Origin of the sequence: Bradyrhizobium sp. CCBAU 53340 (assembly GCF_015291645.1) — a bacterium.
In the GTDB taxonomy this organism is placed as follows: domain Bacteria; phylum Pseudomonadota; class Alphaproteobacteria; order Rhizobiales; family Xanthobacteraceae; genus Bradyrhizobium.
The window spans coordinates 194969-213381 of record NZ_CP030056.1; the positions used below are offsets into that span (position 1 = coordinate 194969).

Annotated in this window: 19 protein-coding genes; 9 read left to right on the top strand and 10 right to left on the bottom strand. The window is 59.0% G+C overall.

The annotated features are described in order from the left end of the window. Positions 1-116: 116 nt before the first annotated feature. On the top strand, positions 117-1298 hold the full coding sequence (locus XH89_RS37515) for a radical SAM/SPASM domain-containing protein (protein WP_128929577.1): 1182 nt from the start codon (positions 117-119) through the stop codon (positions 1296-1298). Here XH89_RS37515 and XH89_RS37520 read toward each other — a convergent pair. From XH89_RS37520 to XH89_RS37530, 3 genes are read right to left on the bottom strand one after another with little or no spacing between them, the layout of a single operon-like run. After that, positions 1273-2967, bottom strand: coding sequence for a hypothetical protein (locus tag XH89_RS37520; RefSeq protein WP_128929576.1), 1695 nt, complete (start codon positions 2965-2967; stop codon positions 1273-1275). The genes XH89_RS37515 and XH89_RS37520 overlap by 26 nt on opposite strands. Before the next feature lie 20 nt (positions 2968-2987). Further along, entirely contained in the window at positions 2988-3476 is a 489-nt protein-coding gene (locus XH89_RS37525; RefSeq protein WP_128929575.1) for a hypothetical protein, read from the bottom strand. After that, positions 3470-4468, bottom strand: a complete 999-nt coding sequence (locus XH89_RS37530; RefSeq protein ID WP_128929574.1) for a hypothetical protein — start codon at positions 4466-4468, stop codon at positions 3470-3472. The genes XH89_RS37525 and XH89_RS37530 overlap by 7 nt, the downstream gene beginning before the upstream one ends. 157 nt (positions 4469-4625) lie before the next feature. Here XH89_RS37530 and XH89_RS37535 point away from each other — a divergent pair, with 157 nt between their 5' ends. Further along, entirely contained in the window at positions 4626-5207 is a 582-nt protein-coding gene (locus tag XH89_RS37535) for a hypothetical protein (protein WP_128929573.1), read from the top strand. Between the two features lie 617 nt (positions 5208-5824). After that, positions 5825-6721: a hypothetical protein gene (locus XH89_RS37540; protein ID WP_128929572.1), complete on the top strand. Its 897-nt coding sequence runs from the start codon at positions 5825-5827 to the stop codon at positions 6719-6721. 28 nt (positions 6722-6749) lie between these two features. On the opposite strand, the gene XH89_RS37545 is transcribed toward XH89_RS37540, so the two are convergent. From XH89_RS37545 to XH89_RS37555, 3 genes are read right to left on the bottom strand one after another with little or no spacing between them, the layout of a single operon-like run. Then, the gene (locus XH89_RS37545) at positions 6750-7202 is read right to left on the bottom strand and encodes a Mov34/MPN/PAD-1 family protein (protein WP_128929571.1); all 453 of its coding nucleotides are present in this window, start codon (positions 7200-7202) and stop codon (positions 6750-6752) included. Further along, positions 7199-8887, bottom strand: a complete 1689-nt coding sequence (locus XH89_RS37550; RefSeq protein WP_164934235.1) for a ThiF family adenylyltransferase — start codon at positions 8885-8887, stop codon at positions 7199-7201. Before XH89_RS37550 ends, XH89_RS37545 begins: the two co-directional genes overlap by 4 nt. Then, positions 8880-10028, bottom strand: coding sequence for a cyclic GMP-AMP synthase DncV-like nucleotidyltransferase (locus XH89_RS37555; protein ID WP_128929569.1), 1149 nt, complete (start codon positions 10026-10028; stop codon positions 8880-8882). The genes XH89_RS37550 and XH89_RS37555 overlap by 8 nt, the downstream gene beginning before the upstream one ends. Before the next feature lie 192 nt (positions 10029-10220). Between XH89_RS37555 and XH89_RS37560 the strand changes: the two genes are divergently transcribed. The 4 genes from XH89_RS37560 to XH89_RS37570 all read left to right on the top strand — a co-directional run bounded on the left by XH89_RS37560 (position 10221) and on the right by XH89_RS37570 (position 13111). Beyond that, the gene (locus XH89_RS37560; protein ID WP_164934236.1) at positions 10221-11204 is read left to right on the top strand and encodes a CBASS cGAMP-activated phospholipase; all 984 of its coding nucleotides are present in this window, start codon (positions 10221-10223) and stop codon (positions 11202-11204) included. 128 nt (positions 11205-11332) lie between these two features. Then, positions 11333-11800, top strand: a complete 468-nt coding sequence (locus XH89_RS42205; RefSeq protein WP_371825247.1) for a hypothetical protein — start codon at positions 11333-11335, stop codon at positions 11798-11800. Continuing rightward, positions 11704-12012, top strand: coding sequence for a hypothetical protein (locus XH89_RS42210; RefSeq protein WP_210214794.1), 309 nt, complete (start codon positions 11704-11706; stop codon positions 12010-12012). The genes XH89_RS42205 and XH89_RS42210 overlap by 97 nt, the downstream gene beginning before the upstream one ends. Beyond that, positions 11993-13111 carry a hypothetical protein gene (locus XH89_RS37570; RefSeq protein WP_128929567.1) on the top strand — a complete coding sequence of 373 codons (1119 nt, stop codon included), beginning with the start codon at positions 11993-11995 and terminating at the stop codon, positions 13109-13111. The genes XH89_RS42210 and XH89_RS37570 overlap by 20 nt, the downstream gene beginning before the upstream one ends. A gap of 12 nt (positions 13112-13123) precedes the next feature. Here the strand turns inward: XH89_RS37570 and XH89_RS37575 are convergent, their stop codons facing one another. Next, positions 13124-13576: a hypothetical protein gene (locus tag XH89_RS37575; RefSeq protein ID WP_128929566.1), complete on the bottom strand. Its 453-nt coding sequence runs from the start codon at positions 13574-13576 to the stop codon at positions 13124-13126. Here XH89_RS37575 and XH89_RS37580 point away from each other — a divergent pair. Both XH89_RS37580 and XH89_RS37585 read left to right on the top strand, forming a co-directional pair. Continuing rightward, positions 13575-14168, top strand: a complete 594-nt coding sequence (locus tag XH89_RS37580) for a hypothetical protein (RefSeq protein WP_128929565.1) — start codon at positions 13575-13577, stop codon at positions 14166-14168. The two genes, XH89_RS37575 and XH89_RS37580, sit on opposite strands and share 2 nt — an antisense overlap. 266 nt (positions 14169-14434) lie before the next feature. Then, positions 14435-14704, top strand: a complete 270-nt coding sequence (locus XH89_RS37585; RefSeq protein WP_128929564.1) for a WGR domain-containing protein — start codon at positions 14435-14437, stop codon at positions 14702-14704. Between the two features lie 297 nt (positions 14705-15001). On the opposite strand, the gene XH89_RS37590 is transcribed toward XH89_RS37585, so the two are convergent. Genes XH89_RS37590 through XH89_RS37600 form a run of 3 tightly spaced genes read right to left on the bottom strand, consistent with a single transcriptional unit; the run spans position 15002 to position 18329 of the window. After that, on the bottom strand, positions 15002-15562 hold the full coding sequence (locus tag XH89_RS37590) for a DUF6527 family protein (RefSeq protein WP_128929563.1): 561 nt from the start codon (positions 15560-15562) through the stop codon (positions 15002-15004). A 9-nt stretch (positions 15563-15571) separates the two neighbouring features. Then, positions 15572-17176 carry a phosphotransferase gene (locus XH89_RS37595; protein ID WP_128929562.1) on the bottom strand — a complete coding sequence of 535 codons (1605 nt, stop codon included), beginning with the start codon at positions 17174-17176 and terminating at the stop codon, positions 15572-15574. Beyond that, positions 17130-18329: a ThiF family adenylyltransferase gene (locus tag XH89_RS37600; protein WP_232995573.1), complete on the bottom strand. Its 1200-nt coding sequence runs from the start codon at positions 18327-18329 to the stop codon at positions 17130-17132. The genes XH89_RS37595 and XH89_RS37600 overlap by 47 nt, the downstream gene beginning before the upstream one ends. Positions 18330-18413 lie beyond the last annotated feature (84 nt).

Genomic DNA, 18413 nt, shown 5'->3' on the forward strand with positions numbered 1-18413 from the left:
CGCAGCTGCTTTGCGGTCCTCCGCGGAGGGTCGCCGCCAAGACGATCCCGCGTACGCTCCTCGCCACACTACGGCGAGGGGGCTTTCTCGTCGACCACGAATTCGACGAGCTAGACATGATCCGCGAGCGCTATTGGCATGCGCGTGGACGGACGCCTATGGTCATCACCCTCACGACGACGCAGGACTGCAACCTGGGTTGCTACTACTGCTACGAAGAGAGATCCCGCGATGCTCTCGCAGAAGGCGATGTTCCGGCGATAGTCGATTGGACCCGACAGCGCCTTGTCGCGTCGGGTAAGGACAGCCTTCACGTCGACTGGTACGGCGGAGAGCCGCTCCTCAACGTCGATTTCATCGATGCAGCGTCCGCTGCGCTTCAATCGTTATGCAAGGAGATCGGGGTAAGTTACTCCGCTTCCGTAATTTCGAACGGGACATGCTGGCCGGACGACATCGCCGGCTTCGTGAGGCGACACCGCCTCCGGCAGGTGCAGATTTCCTTTGACGGCCTCAAACCGAACCACGACAAGAGACGCCGATATAGAAGGGGCAGGGCGCCCGATCCGTCTGTCTCCTCGTTCGATCAGGCGACCGCGGTGGTCGACGGATTGCTCGAGGTGGTACGCGTCGACGTAAGGTTCAATGCCGATCACGGAAACCAATGCGATTTGGACGGCTTCATCGCCTTCTGCAAGGACCGCGGCTGGTTCGACAGAGCGTTTCCGTGCGTTTTTCAACTCGCACGGATATCCGACTTTTCCGAGCGCGCCGGATTTCTTAGCCGCACGAAGCTTTCTGAGGAAGAGTTTGAGAGACTTCGCGAACGGTCCCGGCAGATGGTCCCCGACGAAGCAACTCTCGACGAAACCACAACCCGCTCGCTCTATCCTTTGCCAAGGACCTCCGTTTGTGCAGCGCTGGCCAACGATTCGATCGTGATCGGAGCGGACGGCAATCACTATCGGTGCGGGCTTCAAGTGGGCGAGAAGGACCGCCCCGTCGCCATCCGCCGTGCCGGAGGCGACATGGTGCCCGGCCGCGATGCGGCCTGGTGGACCGGCTTCGACCCAACGCGGCAGCCCAATTGCAGCCGCTGCTCGTTCCTTCCGGTCTGTTGGGGCGGCTGTCCGAAGAAGCACTTGGAAGGCGACTCGCATTCCTTGCACGAGCAGAGCTTGTACTGGCGCAAAGCTTTGCCGCAGAAGATCGCCTGGCAATTCGGAGTGGCCCTCCAGGAAAGCGAATTCACATTCGCCGAGTCCGACCAGTTTAGGCCGGCTTCTCTCGACCCTTGATGTCCACCTGGTTCGGTACCGACAGCTGGACCTCGAATGGATGTCGAGTCCAAAGCTTTGGCAGAGACAAATGGTCCCTCCCGCAACTGCATCGCGTCGACAGCCGCAGAGCAGAAGTGCGCCTGCGACCGCAGTCCAGACATCGACAAACTAATGCAAACAATATTGCATAAGCGAAGATCAGAGGCGCGCAGAATGCCAGCACGCCGATAGCGAACTGAAGGCTCGATAGGCTTGCGATGGTGAACGCTCCGACCACCAGAATGGCGGCAACCGCGTCACCTATAGCGCTCCATTTGCCCGGCCTTGTTTCGCCGGTTGCGGCGATGCGGACGCCGTTCAGGAAGGCGAGCAGGCCGAGGATGGCGGCCGTCATGAGCGCGATGCGAGCACCCCCGATCAGCGTTCCGCTCCAAATCCGATCGGCGATCTGGTCGAGCGAAAATTCATGACGCCAGCCGTATAGGACTTCCAGCACGATGCGCGGGATCTGTGTGGCTAGACCCGCGACCAGAGCGTAGATCGGAACGAACAGGGCGTACCGACGTGGGTCCAAAAGCAGACCCAAACCCAACCTTGCAAGATCAGCGCGCAGAACGGCATACAGGAAGAGGCCGGAGGCGACAGTCAGGCCGAAATTCCAAGCCTCTCTCGCCACGCCGAAAAAGTCGCGCCAGCCCGCCGTCAGCAACAATGTCAACGGCTGCAAGCCCGACATGACCAACGGATACAGGATCACCGAAATCAGGATCAGGTCACGATTTCTGATCACGCGGGTTCGTGCGGCCGGATCAGGATGCAGATTGAAGAAATCTTTGAAGGCGTCGAACGGCCGGAACGCCGGCGGCTGCTGGGCGGCGAAGACGTCGGCCAAGGCGTCCGTTCCGGCAAGTTGGGAGCCGCGGAAATCGTGGATGTGCTCGCGGCGAACGACGAAGAAGTATGAATAGACGAAAACGATCGCGCTCGAGAGGATCAGAACCGCGAACTGGGAGGACAGGCCGGCAAAGATAGCGCCATCGAAGACCGGAATGAAGCCTCCGAAAGGGGGATGGCTGCCGATGCCTCTGCGATCGATGAAACCGAGCACCAGGCAGAATATCGCGACCGCCCAGCCGAGCGTTCGAAAATGCAGGAGGATGCCGCGTCTTGCCCAAATTTCAAGCCAGGTTTCGCCAAGTTCGAGGTGCGATACTTCATGCCCAATCATGGCTTCGAAGGCACGTGGTTGATCGCGTTGTCTAGCACGCTGATTGAGACCGACGACGACCGCATCGCCGGACGGCGTCACGCGTTCTCTGGCTTCCAACGCGTCACCGTTCTTCGGAGTGTACAGGAGGCGAGGCTGCGAACGCAGGGTCGAACGTGCCGCGATCTGCTCCAGCGTTGATCGGATGGGATCGAAGGACGGGTTCACGGCAAGTCGTTCTAGTTTCGACGCGGCATTCGTTCCGTTTCGCCATCGGTACAGCGATGCAGCTGCGATGACGATCGCGCCAAGCACGGTCAGGCCGATCATCGAAAGCACGACGTTCTGATGGATGACGTCGCCCATGTACCGTATCGGGTAGCCCTCCCATAATTTTGCGAGAAAAAGATACTGCAGACAAACCGAGATGATGATCGCCGCCGCGGCGGGGCCGTCGGAAATGCCGAGGCGGCGCAGCAAACTCCTGGGATGGGTCCCCTTCATTTCTTCGGGCCAACCTTGGCAAACAGCTTGGCGAAACCGGCCTCGAGTTTAGCCTTCTCGGCCGCGGAGAAGCGGCTCTTATTGATCGCCGACGACACTTCCTTGCGAAGCTTCTCCACGTCGTCCTTCCTGGCACGACGATCCAGCACCCGATCGAGCAGGGACCCTATGGCCGTCTTTACTCTGTCCTTCACGACGTCCTTGGCGACGTCCCCGAAGAACGCCAGAAGAAACGGAGCGACCATGGCGGCGAAAGTCGCGACTTCGGCCCCGCCGATGAAGCGGCCCTCATCCTGTGCGTCCGCGCGATGCCATTCTTCCACCAGCGCATCGAAGCCGTCTTCCACGACGAACGTGTCGTCAGGCTCGACCTCGGCGACGATAGCAAGGGCCCATTTCTTGAGGTTTTCACTATTCACTTCCGTCATGATCTCTCTCCAAGGAAAGGCAGTGCAGGTGCCGCCATCGACATGGTCCGTCAGCAATTGTTGCCGGAATGCTGCGGCGCGGCAATGCACAGCCGAGCAATAGGTCTGTCGGCCAGAGGATCGTTGAGAACAAGGCCGGGTGGGCGGCCCCATTCGACCTGCTGAAGGAAGGGCAGGTTCACCTCCGCCTTGGAGTTGCAGGCTTTGAGGGGAGCCACTAAGGCCGAGTTCGAGTGGCTCCAGCCGGCGAAGTCGACCGAAAAGCAATATTCTCGTGGCATCTGCTCCGTACTGTCGTCGATTGTAGCCAAAAGAGTATTTATCGACCGGCTTCCCTGCGGAGTGATCAGCTTCCCACCGACCATCAGCCTGTATTTGATTCCAACGAGGATATCCGCGATGTCCGAATGTACGGTTTGTCCACTCCATTCGATGACCGTGCGTACCCGGTTCTTACCGCGATAATTCCGGTTGCTCGCGACGTCGTGGAGATCGTCGGCACTGAAAGTCACGCTCCGGACGTCCGCCAATACCGCCTTCTTGCTCGTTCTCGCATTCGTGTCGACGTTCTCTAGGAAAACGCTGACGCTTTCGGTCAGCCCCTTCGCATCCCATTCGACCTTCACCAGATCGAGAACGGTCAGCGCGAGGTCGGCGTTCGCACGTGCGGCAACGGGCGGTCTGGCCACGATTGACAGGGGCTCAGGCCTTGCGATGAGCCAAATGCCGAGGCCGACGAGTGCGGCGCAGACTAGAAGCACTATCAAGGTCAAGACGTTATGGAGAATGACGATGAGGCGGATCAGTTTCACGTCCTGATCGTTCACCACACTGCGGACGGCCGTGTCCCGTTCGATCAATTGACCGATGCGCGTCGGCGTGAGCGATGCGTAATCCTTGATGTCGACATTTGGAGCGGCGCGCAGCTTATCGACGACGCCCTTCATGAGGTCACCGCCGATGCGGTACTGGCCGGCCCAGAGATAGACGAAGAAGCCCACGATGCCGAGAACGGCTGGCAATCCCTTCAGAAAAACGAATGCATCCACGTCGATTGTCTCCGCACGGTAGAATTTTGCTCAATTTTCGCTTGCAGGACAAGTCCGGCGCAATCTAAGTGAATCCATGGTCGCGCGGGAGGAAAGGCTGCGACATTCGTGCATGGTATTAGATTTTAACGGAGATTTGTGAGGGGCGTGGGGACAGATGAGCGTTCACAAGATTCGCTATGTAGTCCGGCCGCCCAGCGCCTGCCCAAAGGAGTTGCTTTCCGGCATAAGTCCCGGCGGCCAATGCGAGGTGGATACCGATTTCGTGGCCGCATGTGCCATCGGAGAGCTCCTTCAGACCGGTGGCGGATCGAGCAGGCCATTGGCCCTGCTGTTCGAAGAGCTCCTCGTCCCCGGCGGAGACGGACTCATTTGGAAGGGCAAGGGGCCTGGCCGCGGCAAGGAGATGCGGCGCGCGTTTTCGGGGTTGTTCGGGCGATTTTTCGCCCGGGCTTACCTCGCCCGATACCACGGTTTCGATTGGTTCACACCGATCGACGGAGATCCAACGAACGTCTCGAAGCGTCTGCGTGTCACCAGACTAGCCGGAAAGGGGACCGAGCTTCCGGATTGGATCTGCGGCTCCGGATCGGGTCGAGTTGCGGTCGCCGAGGCAAAGGGTACCAGTCAGGCATCGAACGGCACCGGCACCGGGTTGCCTGGTCCTATAAAAACTGCCGACGGCCAACTCAAGGGAGTCGTGGTCGAGAGATTGCGGAACGTGGCCGGGAAGGAATAGCTGGACCGCGGTTCGCGCAAAGGGCTGGGCGGTCATGTCGCGTTGGGGGGTCGAAATCCCACCACGAGGTGCTTTCCTCTACGTGCTGGATCCGGACACGCACGGCGAACCCCCGTCGGCCCACGAACGGGACGATATAGTTCAGGACATTGCCCGGGCTCATGTCGGCTACCTTCTGGCCGGCATGGGGTTCAGCGAGATGGCATCGCAGCTCTTGGCGGAGCACGTTGCCGGCGGCAACAGGCCTCTGGAGGGAGCGTTCCTCGGGTCTGACGGTGAGGACTCCGCCACCTATCTAGGCGTACCCGTTGGGCCGCTTGGCGTGCTGCCGTTTCCCCTCGGTCAAGCTCAGACCCTCGCCCAAGCGATGCCGAACTCGATCCGGTTCGTAGGGGTCGATGCGGATGTCATCCGGAGAGCTCTCGCAGGCCAACGCCTCGACGCGAGGGCGCGCCGCAGCGACGGACCGGTTCAGATCGGCGGAGACGGTCTGCTCTATGCTCCGATAGATCGCGTTGCGCCGCGTTCCTTGGCGATCTGACGGAAGGACGATCCCTCTCGTTCGATAGATAGGGCAGGTTCCGACACTTGGAGCTCGAAGACAACCGAGGACTGAAATGCCCCAGCCAGAATGGGAGCGATACAAGATTGCCGACAAGTACGCCGAACTCACTACCGTGCGGCATATCGTGCACCTGCCTGTCGCCCGCCGGATCATCGAGGACGGACGGATAAAGTCCGGGCTTGTCTTCGACAAGAGCCGGCTCAACAAATCACGCATCAGCGTCACCTGGCTGTCGGCCAATAATTGGTCGCTGGGGTCACTCTATGGGACCGTCGAATTTCAGTTCGATTGGGAGAAACTCGTCAAACACAAGAAGATCTACTGGGTCGAGGCGATGCCGAACTACCACCCGCCGGCCTTCCGTTTTCTCATGGCGTTCGAGGATATCGCTTCGCCGTTGGTGACGAAGTACGATCCGGAGAAGGATGACGGCCCATTGAGGCGTGTCGACGGGAAGTGGCGGTGGCATCCGGATTTCTGTTCAGAGTTTATGGTTGCGGATGATTTTCCGTTGTCGGACATCTCGGGATTGGACTTCGTCCGGCATCACCAGAATTACTGTCGAACCAAGCCGGATTGCTTCGAGAAAATCGCAGACCCCTCGCCTCAGACGACGTCAGGCAAGCTTTTGTCCTACGTTCTGGCGCATGGAGTCCACGCCTTGGACAAACACATGCAACCGGATGGCAGCGGAAGGAATCGGCTCCTCGACATGGCCAGCGCCTGGTTGTCGATCGGTTTCAATCAGGTGGAATATGCTGGATCGGTCGCCTCGAACGAGGATTGCGATTCCGTCATGAAGGGCGCATTGGCGCTCTTCGCAGTCGATAAAATGGATGACGGCAAGAGGCTTTTGAAGCTGATCGCAGGAAGCGCGCAATCTGTTTCCGCACTCACTAGGCTGATCCGAATTCATTTCGGCTCGCCTACCTGGGACTTCGGCTTGTGATTTGCGGGAGATCAGCGCTTGCGCCGGCTCAACCGATCTTGCCCATGGCGACGAGGTGCCCGTCGGAGCCGATCTCACAGTACGTCGCGGCTGTACCGACTATGATGAATACCAAAGGGTCGGACTTGTGCCTTCGCAACTGCTTGCGCCACGACCGCCGGTCGACCCAGGACGGCGTTGGATGCCGCTCGGGATGGGTGTGCCACTCGCCCACGAAGTTCACGGCCCCTCCACTTTCGAACCACTCTCTGCTCGCGATTTCCTGATGGCCCTTGTCCTGCCGCACGAATCCGAAGCGGGTGCGGCGGTCTTCCGGCATCGGAGTCGTGCACTTCAATACTTCGACGTGCGGGCCTCGGTAGCGTCCCAAAAGTATGCCGCCGGCCTCGCGATCCGACTCCGGCGGAGCCGCGAAGCGCGCGAGCTCTTGCGCGACGGCGTCGGCGAGGGTCACCAGACGGCCCTTCGCGAGAAAGATCATGCGCTTCCGCCGCAGGCGGGACACTTGACGACCCGCTTGGGATTGCCGTCCTTCACCTCGTTGGCGGTCCGATGATCCATCGTGAGAGACCGCCAGCGATGACGCTCGCCGTTGTTCGCCCAATCGAGAACCATGTCGCACGCGAGGCCGGCCGCGCTAGCCGCCCGCGACACGGGGAAGGGGATGTAGTGGGCGTCTCCGCACGCGAGATTCCGGGCGGTCTCGATTTCCACTCCCTCGCGTAGCAGCCGGAATCTCTTCTCGCCTGCGAGCTCAACCTTCAGACACTTGAAGCAGGCGAGATCGGGATCGTGCGACATGAAGCCGACGGCGGCGGCACCGTTTCCTTCGAGCCAAGTATAGAGGATCGGCGGGAAGTCAGGACGCTTTCTTACGGCGTAGTCGTTCAGCGCGATCGACAGCGCTTCTTCGCCTGTGGCATCGATGCACAGGTCGTACCGCTGCAGGATTGCCAGCTGCTTCATGATCGAATCGCAGCTGAACCCGATGTCCAGGTGCGGCAGCTGCTGGCCCAGAAAATCGGCGCAGGCTTCGGCCTTGTTCCACGTGAGATACGGCGCGCCGAGGAGGTGCCGGCCGAGATTCGCGCCCTGGAGTTCGTCGTCGTCGACGAGCATCAATCTTCCGCCGCCGGCGCCGGCACCGCTTTGAGCCAGGTGCTGCGCAAGAAATCCGCCGACCGTTCCGCATCCGATCAGCAGGATGCGCTTTCCTGCGAGGTTCTTCATGTGACCGAGATTCCTCGAAAAGACATAGCCTTCATCGGCGGGGACTCCCACATAGCCCGAAATTTCGACAGCGGCCGGTATCCGATCGAGCGTTCGCGCGATGCTGGCTCGCCTGTTCTTCAGGAATTCCGGCGTCCGATAGGGTTTGGCGATCTCCGCCGATACGAAGAACCTTCCGTTCGGCGCGGACAGGCAGATCCATTGGATGTGGAGATCTTTCGTCCTGGCGAACGCCGCTTCGATCGATCCGAGCGCATTGGGGGCCATTTTCTTCAGCCAGCCGTTGAGCTGCGCCAGATCCTTGGGCGGCCACGGCAGCTTCGGATCGAACGAAAGCGGCGGCACCAGAATTATCGGGCAAAGGATACCTGGACCAGGATCCTTCACGGTGTTCCTCCGGTGCAGCTTCGCGAAACTTGTTTTGTCGTGGGAGACGACGATGGTTTTGTGCTCCGGATCGCGGTCCAGCCTGAGGATGTGGACCTTCGCGTCGCCTTCGAAAGAAGGGGGCAGATCGACCAAGACCTCGCCGTCCGACCAGTAGCCGCCGAACTCCTCGGCGAGGTCGTCGACCAGGCGGCCCCTTACGGCGTCACGCAGCACCTGGTCCGCACGCTCGAGGCACTGGATGATGGTCTCGGCGGGCTTGTAGCGGTCGAGCACGACGCTCTTGCGGTCGAGATAGCAGAACGTGCCGTCCGAGCGGAGCACATGCGGGACCTGCCCCTTCGATCCCGCTTCCGGGTCGGTCAGGCAAATGACCGGAGGCCTGATGAAGTCGAGGTCGTCGACGGATACGACCGCCGGGACCTTGAGTCCGGTCTCGTCGAGAAGGCCGATGTAGTGAAGGCCACGACGCGAAAAGTCGCGCCGGAAGTTGCGCTGACTGAAGGCGTCGTGAATGCGCCGGACAGAATCGTCGTCCCGCTCAGGCACTGGTCGATTTGCCGACCGTGGGGGCGGCGGCGATCCTCGGAGCATGCGAGCGTATCTCGGCATGCGCGGCCTTGGTGACGTCGACGAGATCGATCTGATCCGGAATGCGGTCACCGAACAATGCGGTCAGCCTTTCAATGGCTTCTTCGGGATCGAAGCACTTCTCGACGATCTCTGTGAGCTCCGCATCGAACTTCTTGGCCATGTCGATCGCGATACGGCGGCTGGCCGCACTCAGTCTGCCGTCGACGCGCTCGTCGCGGTCGGTGGGATTGTAGACCGGGCCTTCCAGCAGGCGCGGAAGACGTTCGGCGATCCGCAGCAGCGCCAGGTCGTCACGGCCGGGAACGTTCGGACGGCCGAGGTCCTCGCACGCTTCGAAGGCGCACACCATCAGAAGGATCGACGATACGTCGTCGAGATGGGGGCGGTGGTGGTCGCGCCAGGCCTTCAGGTACCGGCAGACGCGGCGAAGCACCGGACCATAGATCTTGATGGCCTCGACGAACCAGTCCCGGATCTTGCGCGGATCCGACGAGATCCAGTCGTGCTCGCGATGGGCGAGCAGGACGCAGTCCGACGGCAGCGCGTCCCAACGATCATCGCTGTCGACGCGCGCATCGCGGGCCATAGCGTCGAACGACTTCATCTGCTTCTCGAGCTTCTCGAATTCCGCATCTGGAATCGCGTACAGCGGCACGTCGATGTGCGAGTTCGACGAGATCACCAGCCGCGAGCAGGTCGGCTTCTTCCCGAACTGCCAGCCTTCTTCCTTCGCGAGCTTCTCGAGCGCGGCGTCAACCACCTTGAAGAAGGCGGTAGCGGCGACGGAAGGCCGCTGTACGCCCTGGATAAACGTCATCGGGAGGTAGGCGCCGTCGTCGAGGTCCATCTGCTGCGGCGGGGTCCAGCACGGATCGTTGATGGTCCGATATGCGAAGCTGCCCTGCGTGAAAAACCGGGGATGGACTGTCACGCCGAGCTCCTGCTTGGTCAAAGCCGCGAACGTCTTGCGCAGGCAATCTCGAACCTTCTCGCGCGCTTCCATGAGGCACGCGCGGTCGGTATCGGCGATGTTCAGGTTCTTCAGGAAACACGCCGCGTCGCCAGACGCGTGCAGCACTTTCGAGACGTTGGCCATGGCCGATCTCCATCTGGAAAAGCGAGGGAGATCTAGACGGTGGACAATGCCCTCCAGTCGCACAACCGCGCGAATCAGACTCTATCTTGAGAGTCCACTAGATTGTAGAACAGAAAATGAACATTTCATACGGGATTCCCGAGCCTCGGTGGATCTCCGATGCCACAGCGTGCTCCGAAACTAGAGATTGCAATGACTTTTCAGATACTTGCTCTCAGCGGCGGTGGCTTTCGAGGCCTGTTCACAAGTTCGGTCCTGGCGCGCCTGGAGGAGCAGGCAAAGCGCCCCCTTCACGAATGCTTTGACCTGATCTCGGGGACATCGGCAGGCGGCATTATCGCCCTCGGTCTGGCGATGGGAAAGAAGGCCGAGACGATTCAGGAGATGTTTCTCAAGCACGGGGAAGAGATATTCCCCCGCGGGGAGACGCCGAAAAGCCGGCTGGCGCAAATGCAGGCCCGGTGGTTCGAGTGGCGACATCCCAAGTACGACGGTACGGTGCTCCGGAGCAAGATCGAGGGCGTGCTCGGCGCCGACGCCAAGCTCGGCGACGCGAAGACGCGCGTGCTTGTTCCGACGGTCAACATGACCAAGGGAAGCGTCCAGATGTTCAAGACCGCGCATAATCCGAGGTTCATGACCGATTACAAGGTGAAGGCCGCGGACATCGCCATGGCGACGGCGGCCGCGCCGCTGTACTTCCCGATGGCCGAGATCGGGAACAGCTATTTCATTGACGGCGGCGTGGTCGCGAACGCACCTGACCTTTGTGCGCTGCACGAAGCTGTCCAGTTCCTGGATCAAAAGATCGAGGACGTATCGGTGATGAGCATTGGCACGACCACCAGCAAATTCTCGCTGCCGACGTCGGCGGGACGCAATTTCGGCCAAAGGGACTGGCTCGAGAACAACCGGCTTCCATCGACCATCATTTCCTCGCAGCAACAGCTGGTCGATTTCATGCTCAAGCATCAGCTCGGCGATCGCTACATCAGGTTCGACGAGCAGCCCTCCGCCGAGCAGATTTCCGATCTCGGGATGGACCTCGCGACCGAGAGCCGGCGGAAGACCCTGCTAGGGATGGCGGACGGTTGCTATCAAGCGCTGTGCAACGATAGGCGCGTCATCGATATGTTGGCACATCGGCCTACCAAGCCGACGTTCTATCACGTGTGAACTACGCAAGAGGGATCCAACGCGTAACATCGGCAGATTGCCTGAAGGCCGCGAGCAGGTTGAGATGCGAGCTACTCGTGGGGCCGGAAAGCTAGTGCGGGATCATCGAGGTTAAAGTTTCGGTCAATGTGTCGCAATCGAGATTTGCCAAATGGAACGTTGAAGTGAAACAACACGACTATTCGTTGCACGGTGGACTGAACCGAGCCAAGGTCGGACGCTACCTAACGTTGATCGCCGCGTCGGTATCGGCTGCGATCGTTTTCACGCTGCTTTCCGTGGTCGACGTGGCGAACCGCTTCGGGCTCAATGTCAACCTGCCACCATCGGTCCTTTCCCTCGTCGGTGCGGGCATGGTCTTTGCGGCGCTCTATTGGACGCTCGATCGGTACGCGTGGCGATGGCCCTTTCTGAATGCGGCGCTGAAGGTCCCGGATCTCGCTGGGAGCTGGTCCTGCGAAGGACGAAGCCTCAAGCCCGACGGGAGCCTCGGCTACGCATGGAGGGCGACCCTCACGATCTTTCAGACCTGGGACAAGATCCGAGTGAGGCTGAAGACGGATCAATCGGGCTCCGACAGCATTGGGCAGCCCTGATCTGCGACGACGCAGAGGGATATAGGCTTCTGTACAACTATCGGAACGACCCGGCTATCGGAGAGGTGGACTTAAGAAGCCATCTCGGTTCCTGCATGCTTATTTTCTCGAAAGATCTGGAATCAGCAGAGGGCGAGTATTTCAACGGTCACGGCCGCTTCACATTTGGCACGATTAGTTTGAAGAGGGACCATGGTAAGGGACATCAATAGTCGACTGAACAAACTGCGCCTGCGTCGCAGGGGCGTCGACCGTCTTGGAAAACTCAACGAGGCTTCCCGCAAGGAAGTGTTGTCGAAGAGCTTGGCTGCGGAAAGCTGGCAGAATAGGGCTCCGTCGCATGCTTACACGCGATATGCGCTTGGCGCGATGCAGGAGGTGGGACCTGAGTACACCAGAATCAGTGTCGAAACGGCCGAGCGCGTGGGCAACCAAATCCAGAAATCCATCGATTCGGTCGAATTTCGGCTTCAGGGGTCGGTGCCCCTCAACGTCCATATCCGGGGAGTCAGCGACGTCGATCTGCTCGTGCTGGAGACCGGTTTCCTCATATTCCACTCGTCGGGGCCCGCGGCAGGCACCTATGTTCCCACGGCGCGCAACTCGCTTGGAGTGCTAGGCGAACTACGTTCCTCGATCGAGAAGATCCTGCCATTGAACTTTCCAGCCGCCGACGTCGATACGTCCGGTGGGAAGGCGGTCGCCGTTTCTGGAGGGTCTCTGGCGCGACCGGTGGATGTTGTTCCGTCCCACTGGTACGATACCGTCGTCTACCAGCAGTCTAGACAGATTCACGACCGAGGAGTTGTTATTCTCGATCGCAAAGTGCCGAAGACAATCGAGAACTTCCCATTCAAACACATAAAGCTGATCGAAGATCGTTGCAGTTCGTGTCTCGGCGGCCTGAGGAAGGCCATACGGCTCTGCAAGAACGTCAAGGCTGATGCGGTCGAGGAGGGTACCAAGATCAATTTCCCCAGCTTCGACATAGCCGCTACCATGTATCACGCGGATCAGACGGCCTTGAAAATCGGATATCTCTACGAGTTACGGGTCCTCGCGGAGGTGCAGCGACATTTGGATTACCTGTATCACAACCCTGAAGAAGCAAAGAAGTTGCGCGTCCCGGACAGCTCCCGGTTCATTTTCGACACACAGGAGAAGTACGAAGGCATGAAGGCGCTCTCACATGAAATCGATGATCTCGTGAAGAACGTCGCCAAGGAGCAGAAGCCGCAACTGACGTTCGATCTGGGCATACCCTGGGGGGTGGCGCGAGGCGCCATCGAGTCGATCGAGATACCGAGTTAAGTCGTCGGGCCGCTAAAGCCTATTGACGCTGCCGCGTTCGAATCTCCACGTCGTGCCCTTGGAGACCAGGTAGAGAGCCAGGATCCCGGGAACGAGGGACATCGCCACGCAACTGTTGAACGCCGATCCTTTGTTGACAGGTGGGGGTATCTCTGAGGGGGGAGGGAAGAGGCGGTAGGACCACCCCGTGATGGTACAGCGCGAATGATGATCTACGGCAGCCATGATCGCTCCATCGTGAATCGCCTCGTTAAAAGCGATTGCTGCTCGCACGGTCTCCGCAAAATTCTGGTCGAGGAATTGGCCCACCTCGGGGGAAGGATCGCGCGGCATTGGCTCGGCGAAACGTGGTAGGTTATTCTGATGGTAGAGACAGCAAATCAGCGGATCGAAAGCTGCTGGACGTCCAGCCAGAATCCTGAAGATTTCGTCTATTCCAGTCATCGCGGCTTCGGTCTTCGACATGATCAACTTTCTTCAGACCCGGCTTCTATTTACGATAGTCGTCTGTCTGGCGATAGCGATATTCGCAGGGTTGAAGTTTGCCGATGTATTCACCGGCAACACCTACGAAGACGTCTGGATATTCTCCAGGTATGTCTTTGGCATACCTGCTGCTCTTGCTGTCGTCATCTACGGGGCATGGCGTGCTATCCCGATACTTCAGCGTATGACATTCCCCTATTTGGGTGGCCGGTGGACCGGTGTGCTGCGCTATGGTCCACCCGACAGGCAGGAGCTCAGGGATGCCACGCTGACGATCCGACATCACTTGAGCGGGATGTCTCTTGTCCTCGAAACCAGGGAATCGACCTCGACTACGCTGGCGGTTGTAGCCACACGCGATCCTACCGGCACGCAATACCATGTGTACTACGTCTTCGAGAATCGACGGAAGGCTGAGTACACTAAGCCTGGGCTTCCTACGATTTATCGAGGCGTGGCTATAATGAGTGTTGGGATGTCGGGGACGAAGACTTTAAGCGGTGAATATTTTACGGACCAGCCGACAAATGGCATCGCCGAGTTCAAACTGGAGAGGCACGCCTGGTTTTAGGCGACGATGCCGCGCCCGATCTTGCGATCGGCGGGTGTGGGCGCATCCATGACCGGGCTGTACCGCTAAAGGCCTCGCAATCGATTGGGCGCAGTTGTCGACGCAACGGCATAAGCTCTATCGGGCGGCGCTTGACGGGGTCATCGGCGGAAAGCGGATACGCTTGGCCTCGGCGTTTGTTGCCACAATGAAATTTCTGAATCTTAGGCCCTGATCGGTTCATTTATTTAATTGGACGGTCGATTCGGTAATTGCGATTCTGGCGCATGTCCGAACTCACCGTGCAATATCTCGTGCTCGAGCGTCGCGATCCGGCCCGTAACATGGCGCGGTTCTATGTGCTCACGATCGAGCCGACGCTGTTTGGCGATACGGCATTGGTGCGTGAATGGGGGCGCCTCGGTGGGCGCGGTCGACGGCGGCTCGATTTGTTCGATGGTCACGCGCAGGCCGTCGAGGCCCTTGAGTGTTGGCTCAGGCGAAAAACCAGTCGTGGTTACGTCCAGCGGCACTCGTCAAGCTGTGACCCGGCGTGAGATGCTGGGCTGGACGAAAAGCCGAAATAAGTATATCAAAGTAATCTAAGGTCGTTTCAGTCCTATTCGCAAGAATTGCAAAAGTATTCCATAATCTTCATTATGCGAATCCAAGTAATCCTAGCCGATCACAACCTCTTTTAGTATCGAGCATTTGCAGAACGAGCTATTTGCCAGCGCAGCAATTCAACCCAACTTGCCCTGCCCCAACGCGCTCTCGTGCTGATCAATCAAGTGACGAGTACGCGAGCTGACTATTTTATCTTCGATATTCGCAGCCGTTTGAAGCAAACGTTCTCAAGCCGTGAAGTCGACCTTGTCCGTCCTTCCCAAGGCCGAACGTAAACGGAAGTGGCTTCTCAGCTTGCCAGTTCCCTCCTCGGCCACCCGCTTGCGAGCGAGGGTCCGACAGGCCTCCAGAACGTCCCAAGGGATCTCTCCGAGGTCATCGGCGACCTCGACAAATGACCGCCAAGCGGCGGACGACAATCGTTTCGACACTGGCTCGAGCAAATCGTCCAATGCAATACCAGCGTCTGTTTCCGCATCATTGTCTGATCCGAACAGATAAATACGTCCGCGCCAGATGATGTAGTGACTTTGACAGCCGGTATCGCGCCAAACAGAAGGAAACACACTCATTTTTCCTCCTTCCGCATTGTAGATACGCCAGGCGGGCCCACTTCTTGGATCGAGGTTGACTGGAAATCGTTCGCCGCAACCGCAAGGACAGGACAACACAAGCCAACGTGGACCACCGCGGTTGACCAGGACAGCATCGCCGGGTTTCGACAGGTGCTGGTCCGCCTCGCCTCGTGAAGAAACCTTCGCCCGAAAGTTGAGAATGACGATGCCCATGAATTCGCCTCACTGCGGTGCGAAGTTGTTGTTGAGAATGCGCTCTGCTAACACGTACGCAGCGGCGCGACGCTCATCCTCAGGACCTTTCAGGTTTGGATCTTTGGCCGCCTTGTTCAGAAGGGCCAGTGCAAGAGCCGCTCCGTATTGATCTGCTGACGCGACACGCGCGGCATAGTGCCGGATCTGTCGCACGGCTTCGTGAAACCAGCGATGCGGATCGCGCGGATCACCGTGCCCGAGCAGCATGTCGAGCGGCTTACCACCATACGGTTGCTCAATCGACCTCCACCACTCATCGAAGGACCAGAGCTCATGATTATCGAAGGCATCGACCAATAGGCTGGCCTCCAAGGTCGCTATGTCCCACACCAGCGGTCCATCCTGATTGGCATAGAAGTCGATGACGAGCGCCTCGTGCCCCCTCACCTGAACATTGTCGACGTGGAGATCGCCATGAATCTTTGCGAATAACACCGGAGAACTTGCGCAGTATTCGAACAATGTAAACAGTCGATCGCGGTCGCATCTCGAGCCGATCGATCGCGCCCTTTGCATCCGGCGCCGGTCAAATTGCTTTGGAAAGCGCGGACCCAGGGTCTGCGAAAGTGGCGTATCTCGGCGTTCGATATTTCGATACCACGCTTGCAGCGTTCGATCGAACAGGCACGATATTGCCGGCCCGGCCCGGCCGCTCCGTGCGGCAAGCCTTAGACTCTCGCAGGATTCGATGAGATCGCCGACCAGCACACCGCGTGTCGATCCGAGACAGCATAAATCGTAGTTCAATCGCGGCCCGAGATTGAAAGGCACGTATTTCTCGACATTCAATTGGTAATTCTGAAATTCTTGAAAGATCTTGCTGCGATCACCGAGTTTGACAAAACGCGGCATAGTATGAAAGGCGCCGAAGACCGGGTAGGCACGGTATACGGCAGCCCCGGACCGGCCTTCGGTCATTGGACTGAAATGCACGGCCGTGTAACCTCTGAATGCGCGCTTCAGAAGGACTTGGCCAACACCAGCGTCGTTCTCTCCAAACTCGCATTCGGGAGCGAAGCTGAAACTGACAGACTCTTGTACGGCCTCGCCGGGGAGATGCCGAACCAAGAAGTTGGCCGCTTCCGACCAATTGGCAATGGGCGACAAGATGGTGACGTGCGGCAGCGGGGGGAGAGGCATCGGATCGCCCAATGATCTCTGCCACGTGAACTGATTGCGCAGGACGTCGCTCGGAAGGTTGCTGGCAAACACACGCGCCTCTTCCAGACATCTATACACTTGCGGAAGACCAGCAACGCCGAACGGCACGACAAAGACGCGGCATTCGTAATCAAGCAGGTGCTTAAGGCAGCTTCGAACGATTCGCTGGAATCTTGATGGGTAATCTTGTTGCTGGACGATTACGACGGCGGCAAGGCTCGCCAACAGAGCAGGCTCCATCGGCTGAAAAGCGGTAATCTGCTGTTGTCTGATCGTGAGGCCGCGGTCTTGAAACGGCGCCTTAGCCTCAGCCGGGGGATCGGCGCCGATCCAGCCAACCTCCGACCGACCAAAAGCTGTAACGTCAACGATTGACATTTTGAGCGAGACGGCCTTGGAGAGCCAATCCATCGCCCCTTGCCAAAACGCCTGCCCGCGAGCAGACGATGCAGTCCTGGACGGGCTCACCCTTGACCGACCGGAGGCGACTTCTCAGACCATCATACAGAAGATGCCGCGCCGGCGATGGCACGCCGACAACAGCGGACAAGAACATGGTGATGGCGAGCGAGGTAATAGTGCTGTTGATCGAGATCACCGCGGGCGCAGGTTCACGAGCGCCGACGAGATAAGGATCCTGCTTGCGCTCGGCCTCCGACATCATGTCGCGGCGGACCTCGTTACCGTCCAAGAGGCCACCGCAGGTGAGGCAAGCCAATCCAGGCGACAGCATCTGGGCGCGGCCGGTAATGTGAGTGATCTTGCCCCCCTTAACGGCGATAACCGTCCCGATATCGATGCAAGGAATGAGATATTGATAAGCTAATTGCTGAAGGACGGCTCGACTACCGTGTGAATCGGTGCAGCAAAACAGCACATCAACGTCTCGCAATTTCTTTGCGGTTTCGACGAAGACGACGTTCTCTTGAAAAGAGGTGACTACGGCACGAGGTTGAACTGCGCGAATATATCGCTCGGCCACCGCGACTTTGGCCTGCCCCGTATCGGCAGATGCGGACCCTGCCAAGCGGTTCAAATTAGTCAGCTCGACGTCATCTGGATCAACTAGAACGAACTCCTTGACGCCGAGGTGAGCCAATTGCTGCACGGCCAGCGATCCCGTGCCACCAAGTCCCACGATCCCCACCCTGAGGCTTTGGAGGATGCTCTGCCCGGCACGACCGAAGGCCCGAACCTGCCGATCGTAAAGATCGGAAGGGTCGTGTGATCGACTGGGATCAAACAGGACTCGTCGATCATCCCCTACCGCAATCAGACGAAGATGTCGGTCGCTTCCAAGGTAGCGACATGCATACCCTCCGTCGCTCACAACAAGGGCCAGATGCTGCAAGTCAGGGGTTCGATGCCGAAAGAAGTGTGCGAGAACCTCCTCGCCCGCATCGTCAATGCGCGAAAACTCGGGCGCGGCCCTCCCGGGATGGCTATGCACAAACACCAGGCTACTTTTGGTCCGCGCAGCAATCTTTGCCCACCTGGCGATGAACGCAGGCCGCAGCTCTGCTTCGAGTTGGCTGCGCCGAGTGTAGTCGTCTTCAGCGGGCACTACGACCTCTCGCACCAACACCCTTGCACGACCGTCGGCCCGAGACGTTCTGCCGCACATCAAGACCAAGCATAACTCGGTTCG